The sequence below is a fragment of the Nocardia sp. NPDC055002 genome (assembly GCF_053608825.1).
In genome coordinates this window covers 496,537-517,438 of the sequence record NZ_JBSGWE010000004.1, presented here as the reverse complement: position 1 = coordinate 517,438, position 20,902 = coordinate 496,537, and the positions used below count along the sequence as shown (strand labels likewise).

General features: G+C 67.9%; 14 protein-coding genes. 9 read left to right on the top strand and 5 right to left on the bottom strand.

Annotated elements, in window-relative coordinates:
* Window positions 1–14: 14 nt before the first annotated feature.
* Together ACWF99_RS19155 and ACWF99_RS19150 are read right to left on the bottom strand one after the other, a co-directional pair.
* Window positions 15–1,082, bottom strand: coding sequence for a septum formation family protein (locus ACWF99_RS19155; protein ID WP_378637869.1), 1,068 nt, complete (start codon window positions 1,080–1,082; stop codon window positions 15–17).
* 36 nt (window positions 1,083–1,118) lie between these two features.
* The gene (locus ACWF99_RS19150; RefSeq protein WP_452537009.1) at window positions 1,119–2,801 is read right to left on the bottom strand and encodes an aldehyde dehydrogenase family protein; all 1,683 of its coding nucleotides are present in this window, start codon (window positions 2,799–2,801) and stop codon (window positions 1,119–1,121) included.
* 55 nt (window positions 2,802–2,856) lie between these two features.
* Here ACWF99_RS19150 and serS point away from each other — a divergent pair, with 55 nt between their 5' ends.
* The 9 genes from serS (at window position 2,857) to ACWF99_RS19105 (ending at window position 16,628) form a co-directional block, all read left to right on the top strand.
* Window positions 2,857–4,113 carry a serine--tRNA ligase gene (serS, locus tag ACWF99_RS19145; protein ID WP_452537008.1) on the top strand — a complete coding sequence of 419 codons (1,257 nt, stop codon included), beginning with the start codon at window positions 2,857–2,859 and terminating at the stop codon, window positions 4,111–4,113.
* A 77-nt stretch (window positions 4,114–4,190) separates the two neighbouring features.
* Entirely contained in the window at window positions 4,191–6,023 is a 1,833-nt protein-coding gene (locus ACWF99_RS19140; protein WP_378637876.1) for a putative bifunctional diguanylate cyclase/phosphodiesterase, read from the top strand.
* An 88-nt stretch (window positions 6,024–6,111) separates the two neighbouring features.
* Complete coding sequence (locus ACWF99_RS19135; RefSeq protein WP_452537007.1) at window positions 6,112–7,473, top strand: MFS transporter; 1,362 nt, start codon at window positions 6,112–6,114, stop codon at window positions 7,471–7,473.
* Between the two features lie 110 nt (window positions 7,474–7,583).
* Window positions 7,584–8,489 (top strand): DMT family transporter, encoded by a 906-nt coding sequence (locus tag ACWF99_RS19130; protein WP_378637882.1) that lies wholly within the window; start codon window positions 7,584–7,586, stop codon window positions 8,487–8,489.
* A 96-nt stretch (window positions 8,490–8,585) separates the two neighbouring features.
* Window positions 8,586–10,481, top strand: coding sequence for a protein kinase domain-containing protein (locus tag ACWF99_RS19125; protein ID WP_452537006.1), 1,896 nt, complete (start codon window positions 8,586–8,588; stop codon window positions 10,479–10,481).
* A gap of 78 nt (window positions 10,482–10,559) precedes the next feature.
* Window positions 10,560–11,726: a DUF7373 family lipoprotein gene (locus tag ACWF99_RS19120; RefSeq protein WP_378989451.1), complete on the top strand. Its 1,167-nt coding sequence runs from the start codon at window positions 10,560–10,562 to the stop codon at window positions 11,724–11,726.
* Entirely contained in the window at window positions 11,720–13,609 is a 1,890-nt protein-coding gene (locus tag ACWF99_RS19115; RefSeq protein WP_452537005.1) for a serine/threonine-protein kinase, read from the top strand. The genes ACWF99_RS19120 and ACWF99_RS19115 overlap by 7 nt, the downstream gene beginning before the upstream one ends.
* Window positions 13,606–15,522 carry a protein kinase domain-containing protein gene (locus ACWF99_RS19110; RefSeq protein ID WP_452537004.1) on the top strand — a complete coding sequence of 639 codons (1,917 nt, stop codon included), beginning with the start codon at window positions 13,606–13,608 and terminating at the stop codon, window positions 15,520–15,522. The genes ACWF99_RS19115 and ACWF99_RS19110 overlap by 4 nt, the downstream gene beginning before the upstream one ends.
* Window positions 15,523–15,578: 56 nt before the next feature.
* Window positions 15,579–16,628, top strand: coding sequence for a Gfo/Idh/MocA family protein (locus tag ACWF99_RS19105; RefSeq protein ID WP_378661318.1), 1,050 nt, complete (start codon window positions 15,579–15,581; stop codon window positions 16,626–16,628).
* A 99-nt stretch (window positions 16,629–16,727) separates the two neighbouring features.
* On the opposite strand, the gene ACWF99_RS19100 is transcribed toward ACWF99_RS19105, so the two are convergent.
* The 3 genes from ACWF99_RS19100 to ACWF99_RS19090 form a co-directional block, all read right to left on the bottom strand.
* On the bottom strand, window positions 16,728–18,104 hold the full coding sequence (locus ACWF99_RS19100) for an FAD-binding oxidoreductase (RefSeq protein ID WP_378637898.1): 1,377 nt from the start codon (window positions 18,102–18,104) through the stop codon (window positions 16,728–16,730).
* A gap of 125 nt (window positions 18,105–18,229) precedes the next feature.
* Entirely contained in the window at window positions 18,230–19,765 is a 1,536-nt protein-coding gene (locus ACWF99_RS19095; RefSeq protein WP_378637901.1) for a Rieske 2Fe-2S domain-containing protein, read from the bottom strand.
* Window positions 19,766–19,866: 101 nt separating this feature from the next.
* Window positions 19,867–20,757 carry a hypothetical protein gene (locus ACWF99_RS19090; RefSeq protein ID WP_378637904.1) on the bottom strand — a complete coding sequence of 297 codons (891 nt, stop codon included), beginning with the start codon at window positions 20,755–20,757 and terminating at the stop codon, window positions 19,867–19,869.
* Window positions 20,758–20,902: the final 145 nt, after the last annotated feature.

Below are 20,902 nucleotides of genomic sequence, written 5' to 3'. Positions count from 1 at the left end.
CCGCTCGGACAACGTCACCTCGGCTGGGGCTGCGGCGGCAGCGGCGCGGCGCCCGGCAGCGGCGCCGGGGTGGAACGTCCGGTGTTGGGCGGGGGCACCGGGGCCTGTCCGTCGATCAGGATCTCGCCGCGGGCCGAGCCGACGATGGGCGCGAAACCCTCACGGTCGGCGCCTTTTCCGAGCCAGCAGTCCAATTTGTGGCTGCCGGCGAGCCAGCTGGCGGGCTCCAGATAGTCGAAGAACAGGGTGAGTGTCTTGTTGCGGATGGCATCGGGGCTGCCGAGGTAGTCGCCCGAGAGCCGATTGCATTCGGCCTCGACGAACTTGTCCTGATCGGCTTCCGACGGCGGTCCGCCGGTGAAGGCGGTGGCCAGGTCGACGGTGCCGACGATCTCCACCGAGTGCGGCTGGGCGCAGTCGACCGGGTCGGTGGGCAGGTTCTGATTGATGCCGAGGCAGGTGCCGGTGGCATGGATCTTGGACTGATCACTCTCGGCGAGGCTGCCGGTGGTGGCCGGGCTCGTGGCGGTGGCCGCGACCTGGACACCGCAGCGCAGAGTCCGGTCGCCGTGCTGCCAACCGGCCGGGCTCGGCGACATCACATTCACCATGAACTTGCCGCGCGGGTCGAACCGGCCGCCCAGGTATTTCTGGACGGCGGTCACGCAGTGCTCGTCGCGCAGCTCGGTCATGCGCAGCGAATCGGGGTGACGGGTGCCCTCGGCGAACTCACGCCCCGGATAGGCGCTGAGGTCGATGACACCCGCCACCTCGAAGAGGTGCTTGTCGCCGCAGCCCACCTTCACGAGGTCGCTGCGGTCGGGTTTGGACCAGGTCAGGCAGTCGCCCTGCGCCGCGCTGCTGAACTCTTTGTCACGCACCACCGGTTCGGCGCCGGGTTGGTGCGCTTCCACCTTGTCGGTGTCGAAGCCTGTCACGGCCATGGTGACCATGGCCGCGATGATCGCCCCGAGGGCGCCTATCAGCAGCCCCCAACGCAGTTTTGTCGCGGACAGGTGCAGGGCGCCGCCGCGACTGGGCGCGGCGGGTCCCTCGGCTGGGTTGCTCTGCTTCTTCGACATCGTCGACGAGTGTATTTGTCGCGGCGGACTGCCGGGTCAGCCCCGCAGAGCCGACACGAAGATGCCCGGTATGCGACGCAGTTTGCCGTCGCCGTAGAAATCGGTCAGCTTGCGGCCGGTGGAGGTGCCGGTCTTGTTCGAGACGAACCACGGCGGCTTCGGGGTGAGGGCGAATTCACCGCGCAGAATCGAACGCGGAGCGGGGCGGAAGGGGCCGCGGACCACGGTGCGTTCGACATCGTCGAGGAGGAAGGCGTTGTGTACGACGCCAATGCCGCTCTGGATGTCGTCGATGGTGTGGCCGGGGTAGGCCCCCCAGCTGGCGCGCGGTGTCAGGAACGCGAGACCGGTCCAGGCGTTGAGCGCGACGGTGCCGTAGCGCAGGTTCTCGATCGCGGTGTCGAGTTTCGTGCCGAGCTCGGTGATGGTCGCGGGGTCGGCGATGATGTTGGCGCCGAGCGTGCCCATCAGCTCCTCATTGGCGAAGTCGACCGCGTTGCCGAGGAACTCGGCCCCGGCGCCGGGGAGCTCGACCACGCCGAGCACCGGCGAGAAGTACTCGGTGCGCAGCAGCGGAGTGTCGCCGGCGGGCAGGTTCTCGACCAGGAGGCGGCCGTTGGCGCGAGCGGCGTCGGGGTAGCTCGCCAGCGCGCCCGCCACGCGGTTGTCGCTGCCCGGGTAGTAGGCGGTGCGGGCGGGAGCGTTGTCGATCGCGGCGCGCAGTTCGGTGAGGAACTGCTCCTTGAGCGGCCAGTCCGCGGCGAGCACCACGGTCTGCGCGGCGACGCAGTTGTAGCCGCCGTTGTGCAGGCGCTGGGTGGCCACGTGCTCGGCCTGGAACTTCAGGTCGGCGGCCGACCACTCACCGGGCACCACGATGCACGGCGCGACACCGCCGAGCTCGCTGGTGATCGGCTTGTCCAGGATGGGTTCGCCGGACTTGTCGGCGCCCTGACCCCAGACGATCGCGTCGTGGGTCGGCGCGCCGCCGGTCATGTGCACGTGCGCGACCAGCGGATGGTTCACCAGGTAGCCGCCCTCGGGGGCTCCGCCGGTGAGGATGCGGACCACCCCGAGCTCGATGAACGGCGCGAAGATCGCCTGGAACACCGGCAGCAGCGGATCGGTGATCGGGTTGAGCTTGAGCGCCACGACGCGGTTGTTGGCGTAGAGCTCGTAGAGGGTGTCCAGCGGCGCGATCGACATGATGTTGCCCGCGCCCAGCACCGCGCCCACACCGTTGGTCTTGGCGGGGTCGCGCTGGGCCAGTCCGGCCTTGCGGCGCGCGGTCGCGGCATCGACGCCGGGCTTGAGCCACACGTCGGCGCTGAACCCGCTCAGCAGCAGCTTGTCGTAGACGCCGTGCGGCAGCGCGGGCACCGCCACCCGGCCGCCGGGGGCGGTGGTGAGGTCGACACCGTCGATCGGGCTCGCGCCCTTCTCGAGCGCCGCCATCGACTCGCTCAGCGCCTGCGCGCCCGCGAGCATCGTCATCGGGCCCGACATCCACTCCTCGCCGAGCAGCGGGCTGTCGGCGTCGAGTTTCTTGATGGTGCGGGCGGCGGCGACCCAGGCCTCGGCGTCGCGGGCGGTGAGCGCGTGCAGTTCGTCGAGCAGTTCGCGGCGGCGACGCAGGTCGGTCGCGGCCCAGGTCTTTTCCCCTTGGGTGAGATCGGCGAGCGCGGTATCGATGACGGCGGTGTCGAAAGAGGTACTCACACCGCAACTATGCCCCTGTCCTGCCCGATTGGCACTTCAACTAGGCTGTTTTCTCATGATCGACCTCCGATTCCTGCGCGAGAACCCGGAAGCCGTCCGTGCCTCGCAGCGGACCCGCGGTGAGGACCCCGCGCTCGTCGACGCCCTGCTCGAAGCCGACGCCGCGCGCCGGGCCGCCGTGGCCACCGCCGACAACCTGCGCGCCGAACACAAGGCCATGGGCAAGGTGATCGGCAAGGCGAGCAAAGAGGAGCGCCCCGCGCTGCTGGCCGCCGCCACCGACATGTCCACCAAGGTCAAAGAGGCCGAACTCGCCGAGAACGCCGCCGACGCCGAACTCGACGCCGCGCAGCGCGCCATCTCCAATGTCGTGCAGGACGGCGCGCCCGCGGGCGGCGAGGACGACTATGTCGTGCTCGAAACCGTCGGTACCCCACCGGTTTTCGACTTCGAGCCCAAGGATCACCTCGAGCTCGGCGAGTCGCTGCACCTGTTCGACATGGAACGTGGCGCCAAGGTGTCGGGCTCGCGGTTCTACTTCATGACCGGCTACGGCGCGTTGCTGCAGATGGGTCTGCTGCAGCTGGCCGCGCAAAAAGCCGTGGCCAACGGGTTCACCATGATGATCCCGCCGGTGCTCGTGCGACCGGAGATCATGGCGGGAACCGGGTTCCTCGGTCAGCACTCGGCCGAGGTCTACCACCTCGAGGAGGACGACCTCTACCTCGTCGGGACCTCGGAGGTGCCGCTGGCCGGCTACCACTCGGACGAGATCCTCGATCTGAGCGCGGGCCCGAAGCGCTATGCGGGCTGGTCGTCGTGCTTCCGCCGCGAGGCCGGTAGCTACGGCAAGGACACCCGCGGCATCATCCGCGTGCACCAGTTCGACAAAGTCGAGATGTTCGTCTACACCACCCCTGAGCAGGCCGATGCCGAGCATCAGCGGCTGCTGGCCTGGGAGCGCGAGATGCTGGCCGCCATCGATGTGCCCTACCGGGTGATCGACGTGGCGGGTGGCGACCTGGGTAGCTCGGCGGCGCGCAAATTCGACTGCGAGGCCTGGGTGCCCACTCAGCAGACCTACCGCGAACTCACCTCCACCTCGAACTGCACCACCTTCCAGGCGCGCAGGCTCTCGGTCCGCTACCGCGACGAGAACGGGAAAGCGCAGATCGCGGCCACGTTGAACGGTACTTTGGCCACTACGCGCTGGATCGTGGCGATTCTGGAGAACCACCAGCAGGCCGACGGTTCGGTGCGGGTGCCCGAGGCGCTGGTCCCATTCGTGGGTACCGATATCCTGAAGCCGTAAGATGCTCAGTGTTTGCTGGCGACCCATTTGTCGGATGTGGCAAACACCCTGACCCATCAACATCTAGGCTGGTGCACGTGCGAGGAATCGGGGCGCGCGGCGATACCCGAACCCGGGTGCGGGCGGCATCGGCGTTGGCGACGGCAAAAGTCATGGCCAGGACAACGGGGGCGTTCTACGTTCTCGGTGGTGTCCTCGGCCTGATGATCACTGCCGTCGCGCCGGGCGACGACGGCAATCGCGCCGTGGTCGGCACCGCGGCGGCGATCTCGGTGGTGCTCGGCCTCACGCTGCTCGCGTGGGGCCCGCGGATGCCGCACGGCCTGCACCACGCCTACCTCGCCACCGCGGCGGTGCTCGTCGCCATCGCGGTCTACGACTTCCCCAACCTGGTCGGCGCCATCACGCTGGCCTCGTTCTTCGTCTTCGTCGCCTGCGACGCGGCGCTGTTCTTCGCCTGGACCCAGGCCGCCGCGCACATCGGTTTCGCGATGGTGCTGTGCCTGCTGGTGTTGCCCGCGCGCGGGTTGCCGTGGTGGTCCGGGCTCATCCCGGCCGGTGTCACCTTCGGCGCCGGCGTGGTGGTCGGCATCCTGACCAGGATGGCGTCCGAAGCCGATATCGACGTGCTCACCGGCCTGCTCAACCGGCGCGGTTTCGAGAAGCAGCTCAACCCGGCGATCGACGCGGCCGGTCGCGGCGGTCAGGGCATGGCCTTGGTGCTGGTCGACCTCGACCGATTCCAGAAGATCAACGATCACCTCGGCCACCGCGCGGGCGACGCCGTCCTGCAGCGGGTCGCCGATACCTGGCTCGACCTGCTCGCGCCCGGCCAGGTGCTGGCCCGCTTCGGCGGCGACGTGTTCGCGCTGCTGTTGCCCGGGACCACCGAGCAGGCCGCGATCCTGCTCACCGAACAACTGCGGGCCGCGGTGACCATGGGCTGTTCGGCCGGTGTCACCTCCTGGCAGCCGGGCGAGTCCGGTTCGCTGCTGGTCAGCCGCGCCGACGTGGGCCTGTACCGGGCCAAGCAGGCGGGCCGCAACCGCACGGTGCTGGAATCGTCGCGTCAGCTCCCGCTGGCGGTGGAACTGCGCGAGGCCATCGACCGCGGTGCGCTCGACGTGCACTACCAGCCGATCGTCAGCCTCACCGAGGACGGCGGCCAGGCGGTCGGCGTCGAGGCGCTGCTGCGCTGGTCGTCGAGCGCGCAGCCCGAGGTCACCACCGAGGGCCTGATCCGCGTCGCCGAGGAATACGACCTCATCTCCGACCTGGACGAGCTGGTTCTGCGCCGCGCCTGCGCCGACGCCGCCCGTCTGCAGGAGAGCTTCGCGTCGCTGAACCTCACCCTCAACGTGAACGTCTCCGGCCTCGAACTGGCCGAAACCGAATACGCCGAGCGGGTCGCGACCATCCTGTCCGATACCGGCTGGCCCGCAGACCAGCTCGTCCTCGAGGTGACCGAGAGCGAACTCGCCGCCGAATCCCAGACCGCGATCACCAACCTGCACACCCTGCGCGACCGTGGCGTGCGCATCGCCATCGACGATTTCGGCACCGGCTACTCCTCGCTGAGCCGCCTGGCCACGATCCCCAGCGACATCCTCAAGGTCGACCAGTCCTTCGTCGCCGCCATCCGCTCCGATTCCCCGGCCCCACCGCTGTTGAGCGTTATCGCCGCGCTCAGCAAATCGCTCGACCTGCAGGTCATCGCCGAGGGCGTGGAAACCGAATACCAGGCTGCCGTCCTCACCGAACTCGGCTTCGCCCTGGCCCAGGGCTACCACTACAGCGACTCGCACCCGGTCTCGGAGCTCATCAACGATCTCAATGACGGCCGGCCGCTGGTGAGCGCCACCGACGAGGACGATTCGCTGGCCGCCAACGGCTGGATCCCGCTCGGATAATCGCTTGACCCGACCGGTCGTGACGCGAACGATGGAACCCATGCGAATGCTCGTCTACGGCTGTTGATCTTCCCCGCTCCGGCACGCGGTGGCCTGGTTGAGGCGTGAGCCGACCAGTGTCCGCGACCTCACGGTGCGCGCGGTCCTGTTCAAGGGCACCCGCGACCTGCTACCGATCTATGCCCTCTACGGCGTTCTCTTCGCCGATCACGGGCTGAGTACCGCACAGATCTCGCTGCTGCTGGCGATCTGGTCGGTGACCGCGTTCCTGCTCGAGGTCCCGTCGGGTGCGTGGGCCGACACGGTGTCGCGCCGACGTCTGCTCGTCCTGAGCTGTGTGTTGCAGGCCGTGTGTTTCATCCTCTGGATGCTGGTGCCGTCGTTCGTCGGCTTCGCGCTCGGCTTCCTGGTCTGGGGTATCGCGGGCGCACTGGAATCGGGAACTTTCGAGGCGTTGATCTACGACGATCTGGTCGCGCGTGGTGAGCCGTCGGCCTATGCGCGAATCATGGGGTGGACCCGCGGCGCGCAGGAGAGCACCGTGCTCGTGGCGATCGTCGCCGCCGCACCGTTGTTCGCCGTCGGCGGTTATGCGCTGGTCGGCTGGGTCAGCGTCGGTGTCGGCCTCCTGCACACGCTGACCGCGCTGGCTCTGCCCAACGCGCCCGTCGCCATCTCCGCCACCGCTGTCGACGATCTCGACGACGAGCCCGCACCCGGACCGGTCGGCCCGCACGTCAAACCGGGAGCGGTGGCGCCGCAGGCGAGTTCGGACGGTTCCACCTCGTCGCGCTACCTCGCCATGCTCAAAACCGGCCTCTCCGAAGCACTGCACGTCCGCAGGGTGCGTCGAGGCGTGCTGCTCGGCGCACTCCTGTACGGCGTCACCGCCTTCGACGAATACTTCGGCTTGCTCGCGGTGTCCGGCGGCGCGTCGACCAGCACCTCGGCGCTGCTGGTCGGCGTCACCGTCGCGGGTTCGCTGATCGGTTCGCTGCTGGCGGGCCGCACCGAGGTCGTGTCGTCTCGTACGTTGGCCATCGCGCTGTTCGTCGCCGGAATCCTGTTCATCGCGGGCGCGTTGGCGGTCGGGGTGGCGGCGGGCCCTGGGCTGGTCTGGGTGGGATTCATCGGCATCGGCATCGCCTACGGCATCGACTTCAACGCCGAGGTCATCGCGGGCGCGCGGCTCCAGGATGCGATCGAGGGCCCGGCCAGGGCCACCGTCACCTCGGTGTCCGGGCTGCTGTCCGAGATCGTCGCGCTGGGTGTGTTCGCGTTCGTCGCGGTCGCGACGCAGTGGCTCGCGATGTCGACGACTATCGCGCTCCTCGGTTCGGTGTTGCTGGTCGCCGCCACGTTGACGCCGACCTGGCTGCCGCCGCGTCACGGCACCGAGCGTGGTAGGACTGAGAACGCAACCCCTGATCAAGGGGGAGAACCCGGGTAGCTTCCCGCCCACCTCGCACCAAGGACGCCCATCACGTGACGCCGACTGCCAACCGTCGAGGTCCCGGACGAGCGACGAGCTTCGCTGGCAGACGGAAGACCGTCGGGCTCGTGTTCGGGTTCGCCATCGGGGCGGGAGTCGCGGTACAGGGGCGGATCAACGGTGCGCTGGGTGCGCGGCTCGCCGATGGGATCGCGGCGGCCACCATCAGCTTCGGCACCGGGCTCATCGCGCTGCTGATCGCCTTCGCTGTCAGCCCGGCGCTGCGAGCGGGTGTCACCGAGGTGCGCGCGGCGGTGTCGGAGGGCAGGTTGGCGCCCTGGCAGTTGCTCGGCGGATTGTGCGGCGCGTTCTTCGTAGCGGCACAGGGACTCACCGTCGCGGCGATCGGCGTCACCGCGTTCACTGTCGCGGTGGTCGCGGGCCAACTCCTGAGCAGCCTCGTCGTCGACCGACTCGGCCTCGCCCCGAACGGCCGAACCCCGATCACCCCGTGGCGCCTCGTCGCGGCCGCCCTCGGCATCACCGGGGTCGTGCTCTCGGCAGGCGGCAGTGCCGCCCCGGCCACCGTCAGCACCGGCGTCCCGGACATCCCCGCCCTGCTCATCGTCCTGCCCGCCCTCGCGGGCATCGGTCTGGCCTGGCAACAGGCGGTCAACGGCCGGGTCGGCGCCACCGGCGGCCCCTTCACCGCCACCCTGCTCAACTTCGGTGTAGGTCTCACCGCGCTGCTCCTGCTCGACCTGTACACCCTCGCCACCACGGGCCTGCCCACCGAATTCCCCACCGACCTCTGGCTCTACACCGGCGGCTTGATCGGCGTCGCGTTCATCGCCCTGGCCGCCGTGACAGTCGGCTTGATCGGCGTTCTGCTGCTCGGACTCACCTCGGTGGCGGGCCAGCTGGTCGCGGCGATGGTGCTCGACGCCGCCGACGCGAGACTGTCGCTCACCACCGTCGTGAGCTGTGTGATCGTGCTGGCGGCGGTGGTGGTGGCGAGCCGGAGCAGTCGCTGACCCAGACGCCGAAATGCTAGGTTTCTGGCGAAGTGCGGCTGGAATCTCGGCCGTTCCGCCCGGTGCGGCGGAGAAGCGAGTTGGGGGAGTACCGAATTGATCGAGCCGCTGTCGACGAGTGACGCGCCGATGATCGGGCGCTATCGGGTGCGCGGTGTGCTCGGTGCGGGCGGGATGGGCCGGGTCGTCCTGGCGACGGGCCCCGACGGGCGCTTCGTCGCGATCAAGCAGATTCATTCGCATCTGCTCGACGATCGTGAATTCCGGGCGCGGTTCGAACGTGAAGTCGCCATCTCCGCCCGGGTGTCGGGGGCATTCACCGCCGCAGTGGTCGATTTCGAGACAACCGGCGAAACACCTTGGCTCGCATCGGTATTCATCGCAGGGGTCGAGCTGGACAAAGCGGTGCGTGAGCTGGGCCCACTGCCGGTCCCCGCGTTGCGCACCCTGGCTTCCGGCATGGCGTCCGCGCTGCACTCGATCCACAGCACCGGCCTGGTGCATCGAGATCTCAAGCCCGCCAACGTGATTCTGGCTGCAGACGGACCACGCGTGATCGACTTCGGTATCGCGCAGGCGGTCGGCACCGGGGCCGCGCTCACCGAAGTGGGTGCCGTGGTCGGCTCGCCCGCGTACATGTCACCGGAACAGGCGAACGGCGAACCGGTGACCTCCGCGAGCGACGTCTTCTCCCTCGGCTCGCTGCTGTGCATGGCCGCGACGGGAACGGCACCGTTCGCGGCGTCCTCCGCTCCCTACACCCTGTTCAACATCGTCCACAGCGAACCGCAACTCGACGATGTCCCCGCGCCGCTGCGCGACCTGATCGCGGGTTGTCTGCGCAAGGACCCGAGGGCCAGACCGACACCCGCGCAGATCTTGGACTACCTGGGAGTCCTGCCCGTTCAAGCGCAGCCGTGGCCCGCGCCCGTCCATGCCGAAATCGCGGCTCAGACACAGAAACTGGTCGCGCTGACCTCGGACCCCGAAGCGACGCAGATCATTCCGGCGTACACGCCGAGCACACAGCCCCCCACCGAGGTGCCTGCTGAAAAGCGCCGGACCGCACTTCGGCTGGGAATCCTCGCGGCGATCGCGGTGGTGATCGCCGGCGCGCTCACCGCGGTTGTCCTGCGCGGCAACGACTCCGCGACAACGCCTGAGAACACGCCGCAGGCGATACCGACCGCGACGCTCCCCGGCCTGGACCAGCTACGTGGCACCGATGCGTGCACCTGGGTGCCGCAGGCGCTCGGACAGACCCTGCCCACCGAGGTCGCCGCGAAAGCCTCGCCGGATGTCTCGTCCTGGCGCTGGCAGGCGACGTCGAGTTGGGGATGCGACGGCAACTCGGGTGGCGCGCGCATCGCCGTCGAGATCGGTGCCGCGCTCGACGGATTCGAAGCCGGCAAGCAGGTGGTCAACGGTTACGGGATTGCCCGCCGCGGCGACGACTGCGCGTTCGCGATCGAGGGTGGCGAGCAAGCCGCGCGTTGGGGCATCATCGTCGACACCTTCTCGCGCGGCGAATGCCGCCTCGCCGACCACGTCCTCGAGCGGCTCACCGCCTCGCTCGCCGAACTGCGTCCCGACACCGCCGCGCAGAAATCGCTGTCGTCTGTAGACCCCTGTGCCCTGGTGGACAATTCGGCCTTCGCCGCTCTCGGCCCCGTCGTGGCGAAATCCGCGCACTCCTGCGAGTGGTCGGGTGACTCCACCGTGCGGATCACCTTGTCGCAGCCAAGGCGACGAGCGACCTCCATGGAGGAGAAGGTGATCGATATCGGCGACGGTGTGCTGGTCGACAATCTCGACAGCGTGATGCTGGGGCCGAACGAATGCCGTCGGGTGTATCAGTTCCGCAAGGTCGGCGAGACTTTTCGCGAGGATGTCGAAGTGTCCGTCAGCAATCCGAACCAACGCGAAGGGCAACTCTGCGCGATCGCCGATCCGCTCGTGAAGCAGGCGGTCGGCCGGTTGCCCGCGCGGTAGCGGCGCCGAACTCGCGGGTGATAGTTTCACGGCAGAGTTCGGGAGGGGCCTGGCGTTCGACGCTGCGGTCGGAGGGGAATGTTCGTGCGTAATCGGTTGCGTTGGCTGGCGCCGTTGTTATCGCTCACCCTGCTCACCGCGGCATGCGGTGACAACGCCGCACCCGATCACGGTGACTATGCCCTCGAACCGGTGGCGGGCGACTACGACGACGCGCCGAATGCGGTGCGCGGAACGCTGGTGGAATCCGTGCGCATCGGCGAGCGGTTACTGCTCGCCAACCGCATCGACCCGGAATTGACCGACGGCAACGGCGGCGGGCTGATCGTCGGGATACGCGGCGTAGACGATCTGCTCTCGGGCGTCCAGCGGACCGCACTCGGGCCGTTCGACGTGTTGGCCGGTTACGGCGCGATCGCGAGCAACGGCCAGTCGGACAACGAATCGAAGCACAAGCTGCTGTCGATCGCGATCCTGTCCCTACCCGATGAGGCCCAGGCGACGGCGGCCGCGCAGGCGATGGCTGCCGCGGATTTCACCGCGAATACCGAGAACGCGCCCCTGTCTCTTTCGGAATATCCTGCCGCACTGTCACATTGGCGACCGGGTGTGCCCACGGTCGGGAGCTGGCTGGTGTGGAAGAACCTAGTGATCAGGTTGTACGCCAAGATCATCGAGCCCAGCCCCGAATTGTTGACCGATCTGCTCACACGGACCTACCGCGCTCAGCTGGCCGAGCTCGGCACCTTGGTTCCGACGCCCGCCGCCGACATACCGAAGCTGAAACTCGACAGCGACAAGTTGCTCACCCATATAGTGAAGACCGGCGACTACTGGCCCAACAAGTGGGAATTCATGGTCTACGGCCCTCGTTCCTATGCCCTGCTACGCGACGATCCGTCGGTCAACCTGCGTGATTTCGAACAGAGCTCGATCGACGCGATCGCGGTGTCGTACAACAAGTTTCTGTATCGCGCGCGGGACAGCGAAGCCGCGAAGACCTACGCCGACCTCGAGGAAAAGCATTCGCTGGCTGCCGATTACACCCCGCTGACAGGTCCGCCGGGACTCTCGGGTGTTTCCTGCTACCGCGCAGCGAGGCCGGACAACAGGTCGGTTCCCGCCCGGCGGTTCTCCTGCCTGGTGCGATACAACGAGTTCGTGGTCCGCCTCTACAGCAACCAGGAGACCGATATTCGACAGCAGGCGGTCGCGCAGCACGCGCTACTGAGCGGGTCGTGGTGAACACGGGAGGCGCGGCGATGAAACCGCTGAATTCGCAGGATCCCGAACAGCTGGGCCGCTATCGCCTGCTTGCCGTGATCGGCCGGGGTGGCATGGGACAGGTGCTGCTCGGCCAGGGCCAGGACGGCCGGTTGGTCGCGGTGAAGCAGATCCACCGCCAGTTCACCGGCAATCCGGAGTTCCGTGCCAGGTTCCGGCGGGAGGTGTTGGCCTCACAACAGGTCACCGGCGCTTACACCGCGGGCGTGGTCGACCACGACGCGGAGTCCGAAACACCATGGCTGGCTTCGGAATACATCGCGGGTCCCGGCTTGCAGGACATGATCGGCGAGTTCGGCCGCCTGAACCTGAACGGGCTGAAACTCCTGGCCACCGGCTTGGCGATGGCGCTGCTCGAGATCCACCGCACCGGCCTGGTGCACCGCGACCTCAAGCCGAGCAACATCCTGCTCACCAACGACGGTCCACGCGTGATCGACTTCGGCATCGCCAGGGCGCTCGAGGACGACGTCAACCTCACCGCCACCGGAGCGGTGATCGGATCGCCCGCGTATATGTCACCCGAACAGGCCGAATGCCGCCCTTTGACAACAGCTTCCGATGTTTTCGCCGTCGGTGCGGTTCTCGCGATGGCGGCCACCGGCGCGAGCCCGTTCGACGCGGCCTCCACCCCGCAGGTCCTCTACAACGTGCTCTACAGCTCCCCGGATACCACCGGAATTCCGGAGCAGATCCGCGCGCTGGTCGATGCTTGCCTCGCCAAGGACCCGTCGGCGCGACCGACCCCCGAGCAGTTGCTCGACGCGGTGAGCGGGATCGACGCCGAACCTGTCTGGCCGGTCCGGATCCGCAGACGCATCGCCGACTGCCAGGCCGAGGCGGGTCGCTGGGCAGACGGAACCGCTGCTGCCACAGCGTCGATCGCACCCGAACAGCCGAAGCCGAAGTGGGCGCGACTGGTTCTCGCTGCCGCGACGGTGTCGGCACTGGTGCTGGCTTCCATCGCTATTTGTGGCGTCGGCGTCGAGGGCAACGCGGTGGCGATGGATGATCCGCCACTGGCGCTGACCCACGACGAATCCCGCCGCCTCGACCTCTGCGCGTTGCTCGATCCGTCAGTGCTCGGTGAACTAGGCACTGCGACAAGTGAAGTCGTCTCGAACGCCATCGGCGGTTGCACCGTCGGGTATCGCGATCAGGCCGGTCGCACGGTGTCTTTCAGCCTGCGTAACAACGACAATGTCGCCGAGGTACGTGATGACAGACAGCCGATGGGTAGCTCCATCAATTGGATGCCGGTACTCGGACTTCACAAAGAGTCCGCCTCCTGTGACCGCATAGTGGTGACCCAGAGCGGTTTGCCGATGGCGCTGACTATGGGCGCGAGTACCTATCCGCCCGCAGGCGACCTCTGTCCGGCGTCCGAGCGCGCGCTCGCGGCGGTGGTCCGTCGTCTGTCGGTCAATCCGCCGCTGCGGACCTTCCCGCAGGGCTCGCTGCTGCCACTCGACCCGTGCTCGCTGATCGACATCGCGGCCACTCGTTCGTTGGTCGGTGATCCCGTGCGCTCGTCGACTCCCCATAGCTGCGCGTTGACCGGCGCTGACGGCTCCTTTTCGCTCGATATCAACGAGCGCACCCGGCCGGACAGTGTTACGGGCGGAAGGGTCCGGCAAACAAGCACTATCGGCGATCACACGGTCTATCTCGACGGCAGCAGTCCCGAATACTGCACCTTCATCGTGATGGTGATGCCGACCAAAGACGATCAGGCCGAGCAAGTGCGGGCCCAGTACTTCTCGAACACCGCGCGGGCCGGTGGGAACTGTGAGACTGCCGGCGATCTGCTCGAACCCGTACTCGAGAAGTTGCCCCCATCATGACGATCATTCCCCTCGGCCCCGGCGATCCACCCACCATCGGGCGCTACCGAGCGCTCGGCACACTCGAGTCCGCGGCCGGATTCCGGTCCGTGCTCGCCACCGGCCCCGATGACTCGTTGGTCGTCGTGCGACAGGCGCTACCGGAACTTCTCGACGAGCCGGAGTTCCGGATCAGATTGCGGCACAGCGCTATTGCCGCCATGCGAGTCTCGGGATCCGCCAATACCACGGTGATCGACGTCGATGCTGATGCTGAGAAGCCCTGGTTGGCATCAGCATTCGTTCCGGGTATGCGCCTCGACACCGCCGTAGCCGAACACGGGCCACTGCCTGTGGCTGCCGTTCGCGCCTTGGCCGCCGCCCTCGCCTCGGCGCTGCGGACCGTCCATGCCGCAGGCCTCGTGCATCAGCGCATCCGTGCCGACACGGTGCTGTTAGCAAGGGACAGTGGTCGTCTCGGTGAAGTCGGTATCACCCCAGCCGCCGGGACCGCCACCGCGACGGTCATGGGAACGCCGGACTTCCTGTCACCGGAGCAATCGCTCGGGTATGAGCTGACGCCGGCGTCGGACGTGTTCTCCCTCGGATCGGTTCTCGCTTTCGCAGCCTCCGGCGTCGCACCGTTCGCCGCACCATCTGTGCCGTACACGCTGTTCAACATCGCCCAGCGCGAACCCGATCTGAGCCGCGTGCCGGAGCCGCTGTTCGAGATGCTGGCCGCGTGCCTGCGCAAGGATCCGGCAGCCCGCCCCACTCCGGGGCAGATCCTCGACTATCTCGGTGCCCAGCCGAGCGGTCCGCCACCGTGGCCCGCCCCCGTGCTCGACGACATCGGGCGCCAGCAGCACGAGATCTCGGCGCTGCTCGCAGCCCTGCCCGCGATTGCCGCACCGGAACCTGCACCTGGACGCCCCTTTTCGGTGGTCATGGCCGAGTCGGGTCGTGCGAGCATGGAATACGGCAGGCGTGCACTGGAATCCGGGCGTCTTCGTTGGAGCGCGGCGAGTCCGAGAGCTCGAACCAGCCGGGCAGGTGCACTGGCAGCACTGCTCGTGGCGCTCGTCGGGATCTCTTACTTCGCGACACGCGAAGAGAGTGAGCCGGGACCGGTGACCGGACTGACCCTGGCGCAGTTGCGGCAGATCGATGCCTGCCCCTGGCTGACCTCGGCCCTCGGCGACTCGGTCCCGGTCGCGCCGACACCACTGGCCGCGGATACCTGGGAGCTGAGTCCGTCCCCGAGCTGGGGGTGTACCGCTAGTTCCAACCGCTACGCCCTCTACCTGTATCTGGGGCAGGAGGACGAATACCTGACGCCGAACAAGACGGTGGTAGAAGGGGTTCCGATCATCGACGGCAGCGCGGCAGCCTGTACGCGGGCCATCGCGAGCCCCGGCGCCGAGCACGAGTCCGGCATCGTCATCGTCCTCAGCAATCCGTCCGGGGTGAAGGAATGCGCGGGCCTCGACTACATCGCGGCCAACCTCGCCCGGTCACTGACGACCGCGCCGCGCGCCGAGGGCAGGGACTCCTCGCTGGCGCTGCTGGAACCGTGCGCGCTGCTCGACCGCACCGCCGTCGCCGAGAAGATCGGCGTCCTGCCGCCCGAACCCACGATCGCCGACGCGCACACCTGCCGGTGGGACGGGCGCGTGCGAGTCACCCTGGAGCTGGTCAGCACCAGCACGAGCACTACGGGCAAGGACCTGGAGCTCGTCACGGTCGACGGGGTCCAGGTGTATCTCGGAAAGGGCGGTTCGAAGGCCATCTGCTCGCGCGCCTTCCTGGTGCCGGATGCCGGGGAGGAGACCATCGAGGTCTCGGTACACGGAACCGAGGGATTCCGCGACGAGTATTGCGCGATCGCCTCGTCCCTGCTGAGACAGGCGGTCGGGAATCTGCCCGAGCGTTGAGCCGGGCCCGGCTACGGTGAAGACTGCGATCCGCAGACCACCACGAAGGGGCAACGATGGACCAGCTCGGAGTAGCGGTAGTCGGATACGGCCTGGCCGGTTCGGTGTTCCACGCACCGCTCGTCGCCGCCGATCCGCGGATGCGGGTGGCCGCGGTGGTGACCTCATCGGAGGAGCGGGCCGCACAGGCGCGGGCCGAGCATCCGGGGGTGCGGGTGTGGGCGTCGGCGCAGGAGATGTTCGCCGAGGACGAGGATGTCGATCTCGCGGTGATCGCCACGCCGAATCGCTCGCACGCGCCGCTGGCGTTGCAGGCGCTGGCCGCTGGGTTGCCGGTAGTGGTGGACAAGCCGTTCGCGGTGACCGCGGCCGAAGCCGACGAAGTGGTCGACGCTGCCGCGCGGGCAGATCTGCCACTGAGTGTTTTCCAGAATCGTCGCTGGGACAACGACTTTCTGACCGTACGGGCGCTGATGGATGCCGGTGAGCTGGGTGAGGTCCGCCGGTTCGAGTCCAGGTTCGAGCGGTGGCGGCCGGTTCCCAAGGGTGGTTGGCGTGAAGTGGGCGAGGCAGAGGACGGTGCCGGCATCCTGTTCGATCTGGGCAGTCACCTGGTCGACCAGGCGCTGACGCTGTTCGGCCCGGTCACCGAGGTCTACGCCGAACTCGACCGCCGCCGCCCTGATGTCAAAGCCGACGACGACGCCTTCATCGCCCTCACCCACGCCAACGGCACCCGGTCGCAGTTGTGGATGAGTGCCGTTGCGCCGCAACTGGGTCCGCGTCTGCGCGTGCTCGGATCCACCAACGGCTACACCGTCTCCGGCCTCGACCCCCAGGAAGACGAACTGCGCGCAGGCCGCCGCCCGGACGACGGAAAACTTTGGGGCACAGTCCCACCCGAAAAGTGGGGCACCTTCGGCGCGGGCGAGGATCTACGCCCGATCCCCACCCTCCCCGGCGACTACCCCGCCTTCTACGCGGGAATGGCCGCCGCCCTGCTCGACGGAGCTCCGGTCCCGGTCGACCCCCGCGACGCCGTGGAAACCCTGCGAATTCTCGAATACGCCCGCCACGTAGCCGAACCCGCCGATCTCACTTCTTGACCACCGGCACCGAGTCGAGCCGAAGGTGTGATCCGACGGCTCCGTCGAGCGCCTCCATGCAGAGCCGCAGCACGAGGGTGCGGAACGGCCGGTAGCCGACTACTGCGCCGGTGCGATGTTCTGGTTGAGGTGGAACAGGTTGGCCGGGTCGTAGGTCTTCTTGACGGCGGCCAGGCGGTCGAAGTGCGGGCCGTAGTTGGCGCGGATGCGGCCCTGGTCGTCGGAGGCCATGAAGTTGATGTAGCCGCCGTCGGCGGTGTGCGGCTCCAGCGCGGCGTGGTAGTCGCGCACCCACTTGATGTTGGCGTCGTTGTCGCTCGCCTCGGGCCACATCCCGGCGATCACGGGGGCGAAATTCGCGGTGCGGTAGGCGAACGCGGTGTCGTCCACCGCGACGTCCTGCACGGCGCCGTCGATCGGGTAGAGGTGCATGGTGGACTGCACCGCGGGCACTCGCGGGCCGAACTCGAGATGGGCGGCGAGGGCGCCGTCGGTGAGTTCGGGTTGGAACGCCGCCTTCCAGTAGTGCTGCAGGCCGGGAGGAAGGAGACCGTCGAACGCGCTGTTGAGGGCCGGGTAGGGCATCCGGCCGACGTGCTCGGCCACCGGTGTCGCGACCGCCCGCAGGTCCGCGAGCAGGGCTTCGGCCTCCTGATCGGTGCCGTTGAAGCAGGACACCAGGAGGACGAACGGTTCGCCGACGCGTTCCTCGGGAATGAACGGCAGTGGCGGCGCGATCTGGAAGCCGGGGAAGGCGCCCATCGCGCGCGGTGCCGCCGCGATCCAGTCGCGGTAGGTCCGCAGCAGCTCTTCGGCGACGTCGAGCTCGAAGAACATGGGTCCGCCGTAGATCGTGTCCACCGGGTGCAGGTCGAACTCCATTTCGGTGACCACACCGAAGTTGCCGCCGCCGCCGCGCAGCGCCCAGTACAGATCGGGGTGCTCGGTCGCGTTCGCGGTCACGAAGGTGCCGTCGGCCAGCACCACATCGGCGGACCGGAGGTTGTCGATGGACAGACCGTAGGCGCGGGCGAGGTAGCCGATACCGCCGCCGAGGGTGAGGCCGGTGACGCCGGTGGTCGAGATGATGCCGCCGGTGGTGGCGAGCCCGAAGGAGTGCGCGGCGTGGTCGAAGTCGCCCCAGTTACAGCCGCCCTGTACGCGGGCGATCCGCCGCTCGGGATCGATGCGGATGCCCTTCATGGCGCTCAGGTCCAAGACGATGCCGTCGTCGACGGTGCCGAAACCGGGCACGCTGTGAGCGCCGGCGCGGATGGCGAGGTCGAGTCCGCTCTCGCGGGCGGCGTCGACGGTGGTCCGCACGTCGGCGACGTCGACCGCGCGGACGATCGCGAGGGGTCGGCGGTCGATCATCGCGTTGTAGACCGAGCGCGCCTGGTCGTAGCCGGGTGAGTCCGCGGTGATCACCTCACCGCGGATCGCGTCGAGCAAGGTCGATACTTGTGTGCCGGTCATCGTCGCTCCCTGGTCGGGTAGGGAATGAGCCGAACAAGCGCAGTGTGTGATCGTGGAGACGGGGCGGGTGGATCTCGACGGTCCCCGAACTCAAGCTACTCCGGCCGCCGTCCCCGGTTCAAGGTTCAGAGCTTGCGCGAGCGCAGCTCGTGACCCTTCGAGGTCTTGCAGCGACCCGATTCCAGATCCCACTGCCAGCCGTGCAGGTTGCAGGTGAGGTTGTTGCCTTCCACCACACCGAATTTGGAGAGGTCGGCCTTGAGGTGGGGGCAGCGGCGCTGGACTTCCCAGCCGTCGAGTTCGGTGACGGCGGAGTCGTCGTGTGCCTCGGAGAACCAGCCGTCGGCGTAGGCGATGCGCTCGTCGGTGAGGCACTTGAAGAAGGTGTAGAGGAACTCGTTGTAGCCGCCGATGCGCCACGCCTGGAAGCGGGTGGACAGGAAGATCGTGTTCACCCAGTCCGGCTCGTTGTCGCGCAGCACGGTGCGCACCAGTTCGGGGGCGATGCGGAAGCCGTAGCGGTAGCGGCCTTCGCCTTCGAGCGGCGCGCGCACGGTGCGGTGCGGGAAGTCCAGGACGATGGTCTCCTCGCCGATCACCAGGCCAACGGGGTAGCCGATGCCGTCGCTGATCAGCGCGCTCTGCTTCATGATCGGTTCGAAGAGCTCACGCAGCGGCTCGAGCAGCGAACCCTCGCCGGTCTCCCACGACGCCTTCTCCGCGGCCAGCACCGGCGCGAAACGCTGCGCCATCTCCTCGATGTAGGCGGCCTTGTCGCCGTAGATCCGATCCGGGTCGAACGGGTGCGTGAGGTCGAGCTCCTTGCCGCGCACATCGGCGACCGAACCGGGGATCATCAGGATCCCGCCGGGGTTGCCGTGGATGCTCATCTGATCGAGGAACACGATCTGATCAGGGAAGATGTTGCCTTCGTCGCCGCGATCGTCGTTGAGATAGCGCAGCTCGGAGTCGAGGAACACCGGCGGACCGGCCGAGGGCACCACCCAGGTCGCGCCGACCTGCTCGATGTAGGAGCGCGCGCGATCCATCCCGCGCTGACGCTTCTGCTTGCCGAAGTTGGCCTTGGTCCGCGCCGGGATGTCGTACACGGCCGGGTACCAGATGGCGCCCGAGTACTGCAGCAGGTGGATGTCGATATCGCCGAACGCGTCGTGGATGACGTCCATGTCCACCGGTCGGGCGTCGTTCATGTTGAAACAGGTGGTCTCACCGTCGGAGATGAGAATGCCGGAGTCGCCGATCGGGCCGTCGGCGGGCGCGCGCAACGCGACGATCATGATGTCGACGGAGCCCTTCGGCCCGGTGATCGTGTGCTTGACCGAGTCCTCGGTCTCGAAGAACTTGGTGAACCCCAGCGCCTCGAGCTCACGGCGCAGGTCGAGCACCGGGTAGTCGGGCAGCAGGATCGTGGCGTCCTTGTTCACGTACTTCGCCAGGTGGGCGGCGTCGAAGTGATCGCGGTGCAGGTGCGAGACGTACAGGTAGTCGACATCGCCGAGGGTCTCCCAGTCGAGCTGGGAGTTGTCGGGGAAGGGGAACCACGACGCGAAGTACGCGGGGTTCACCCAGGGATCGCACAGGATCGTGCCGGCCTCGGTTCGGATATGGAAGCCGGCGTGTCCGACGCTGGTGATCTGCACGAGCTGTTTCCTCCTACCAGGATCTGATTCGCCGGATCAATGGCGAGCTACCGCCTCGGGCCCCCTGACTGCTTCGGCGTACCAGCCAACCAGGGTAGTGGCTAAATCGTTACGTCACCGATGCAATAGCCCTCAGCGGTCGCGACAACCGTGAAAGTGCGCGTCCGCGTGCCCCCGGGTGAGGTGGTCACAGGGACGTGAACTGCCAGGTAGTCGCCACGAACCTGCTCGGATCGTAGCTCCTCGCCGGTGTAGGAGGTGACATTGCCTACTTTGCCCGAGTCGCCTGTCAAGGGGGCTGCTACGGGGTTGCCGGTGCCCTCGGGATCCCAGCTCGCGGGCGAGGCCTTGCAGGTCAGCGGATGGTCTGCTTCGATGTCTGCCGCGTTGAGTGGTTTGCCGGTGGCACGGGCGAGGTAGCGGCGCACGGCGTGGCGCGCGTCGGCGTCGTCGTAACCGGGCTCGACGCCCGCGGCGGACACCCGTCCGCAGGCATATCCGGAAGCCACGGACTCGCGGTCGACGGTGACGGTAACGGTTCGGTTACGCCAGGTCACGGTGTCGGCGGTCGCGGTGCCCGGGGTGGCGAGGGCAGCCAGCACCGACTGGGGGTCGGCGTACATCTCGGCGACGGTGGCAGGCGGAATGGTCCAGCAGTTGTCCTGGAGTTCTTGCACCGTGCCGGTTTGTAGGTCGGCGGCCCAGCGGCGCACGGCGGTGACGGCGTCGGCGTGGCCTGCGACCGCGCCGACCTGGGGGGCGTCGGCGGGCAGTGGGCTGTTGGGCGCCGGTTCACCGGGTGCGATGGCCTGAGTCGCGGTCGTCGGCGCCGCGGCGGTCGTGGTCGACGCGGTAGTGGTCGTTTCCACCGGATCGCCCGGGATCCCCGACACCGAATCGCACCCGGCGACCAGTGCCGCGGCGACGGTCAATCCCGTGACCAGCGCGTAGGCGCGGTGCGGGCGGGTCTGGGCAAGCTGGGCGCGTTCCACTACGACGTTCCTCGATTCCTAGGTCGTGGCACCCGCCTGTGACGACGGCGGGGGAGTGACTGTCGGGGCGAGCGGACTCGCCGGGGTGTAGACCGGTGTGCGCGAAGCGGATTCGCTGCGCGGGCGAACGCCGCGATTCTACGGT

Bases quoted from the DNA above. Each gene is read 5' to 3' on its own strand.
- ACWF99_RS19155 (WP_378637869.1), bottom strand. From the start codon at position 1,082: ATGTCGAAGAAGCAGAGCAACCCAGCCGAGGGACCCGCCGCGCCCAGT.
- ACWF99_RS19120 (WP_378989451.1), top strand. From the start codon at position 10,560: ATGTTCGTGCGTAATCGGTTGCGTTGGCTGGCGCCGTTGTTATCGCTC.
- ACWF99_RS19105 (WP_378661318.1), top strand. From the start codon at position 15,579: ATGGACCAGCTCGGAGTAGCGGTAGTCGGATACGGCCTGGCCGGTTCG.
- ACWF99_RS19100 (WP_378637898.1), bottom strand. From the start codon at position 18,104: ATGACCGGCACACAAGTATCGACCTTGCTCGACGCGATCCGCGGTGAG.
- serS (WP_452537008.1), top strand. From the start codon at position 2,857: ATGATCGACCTCCGATTCCTGCGCGAGAACCCGGAAGCCGTCCGTGCC.
- ACWF99_RS19110 (WP_452537004.1), top strand. From the start codon at position 13,606: ATGACGATCATTCCCCTCGGCCCCGGCGATCCACCCACCATCGGGCGC.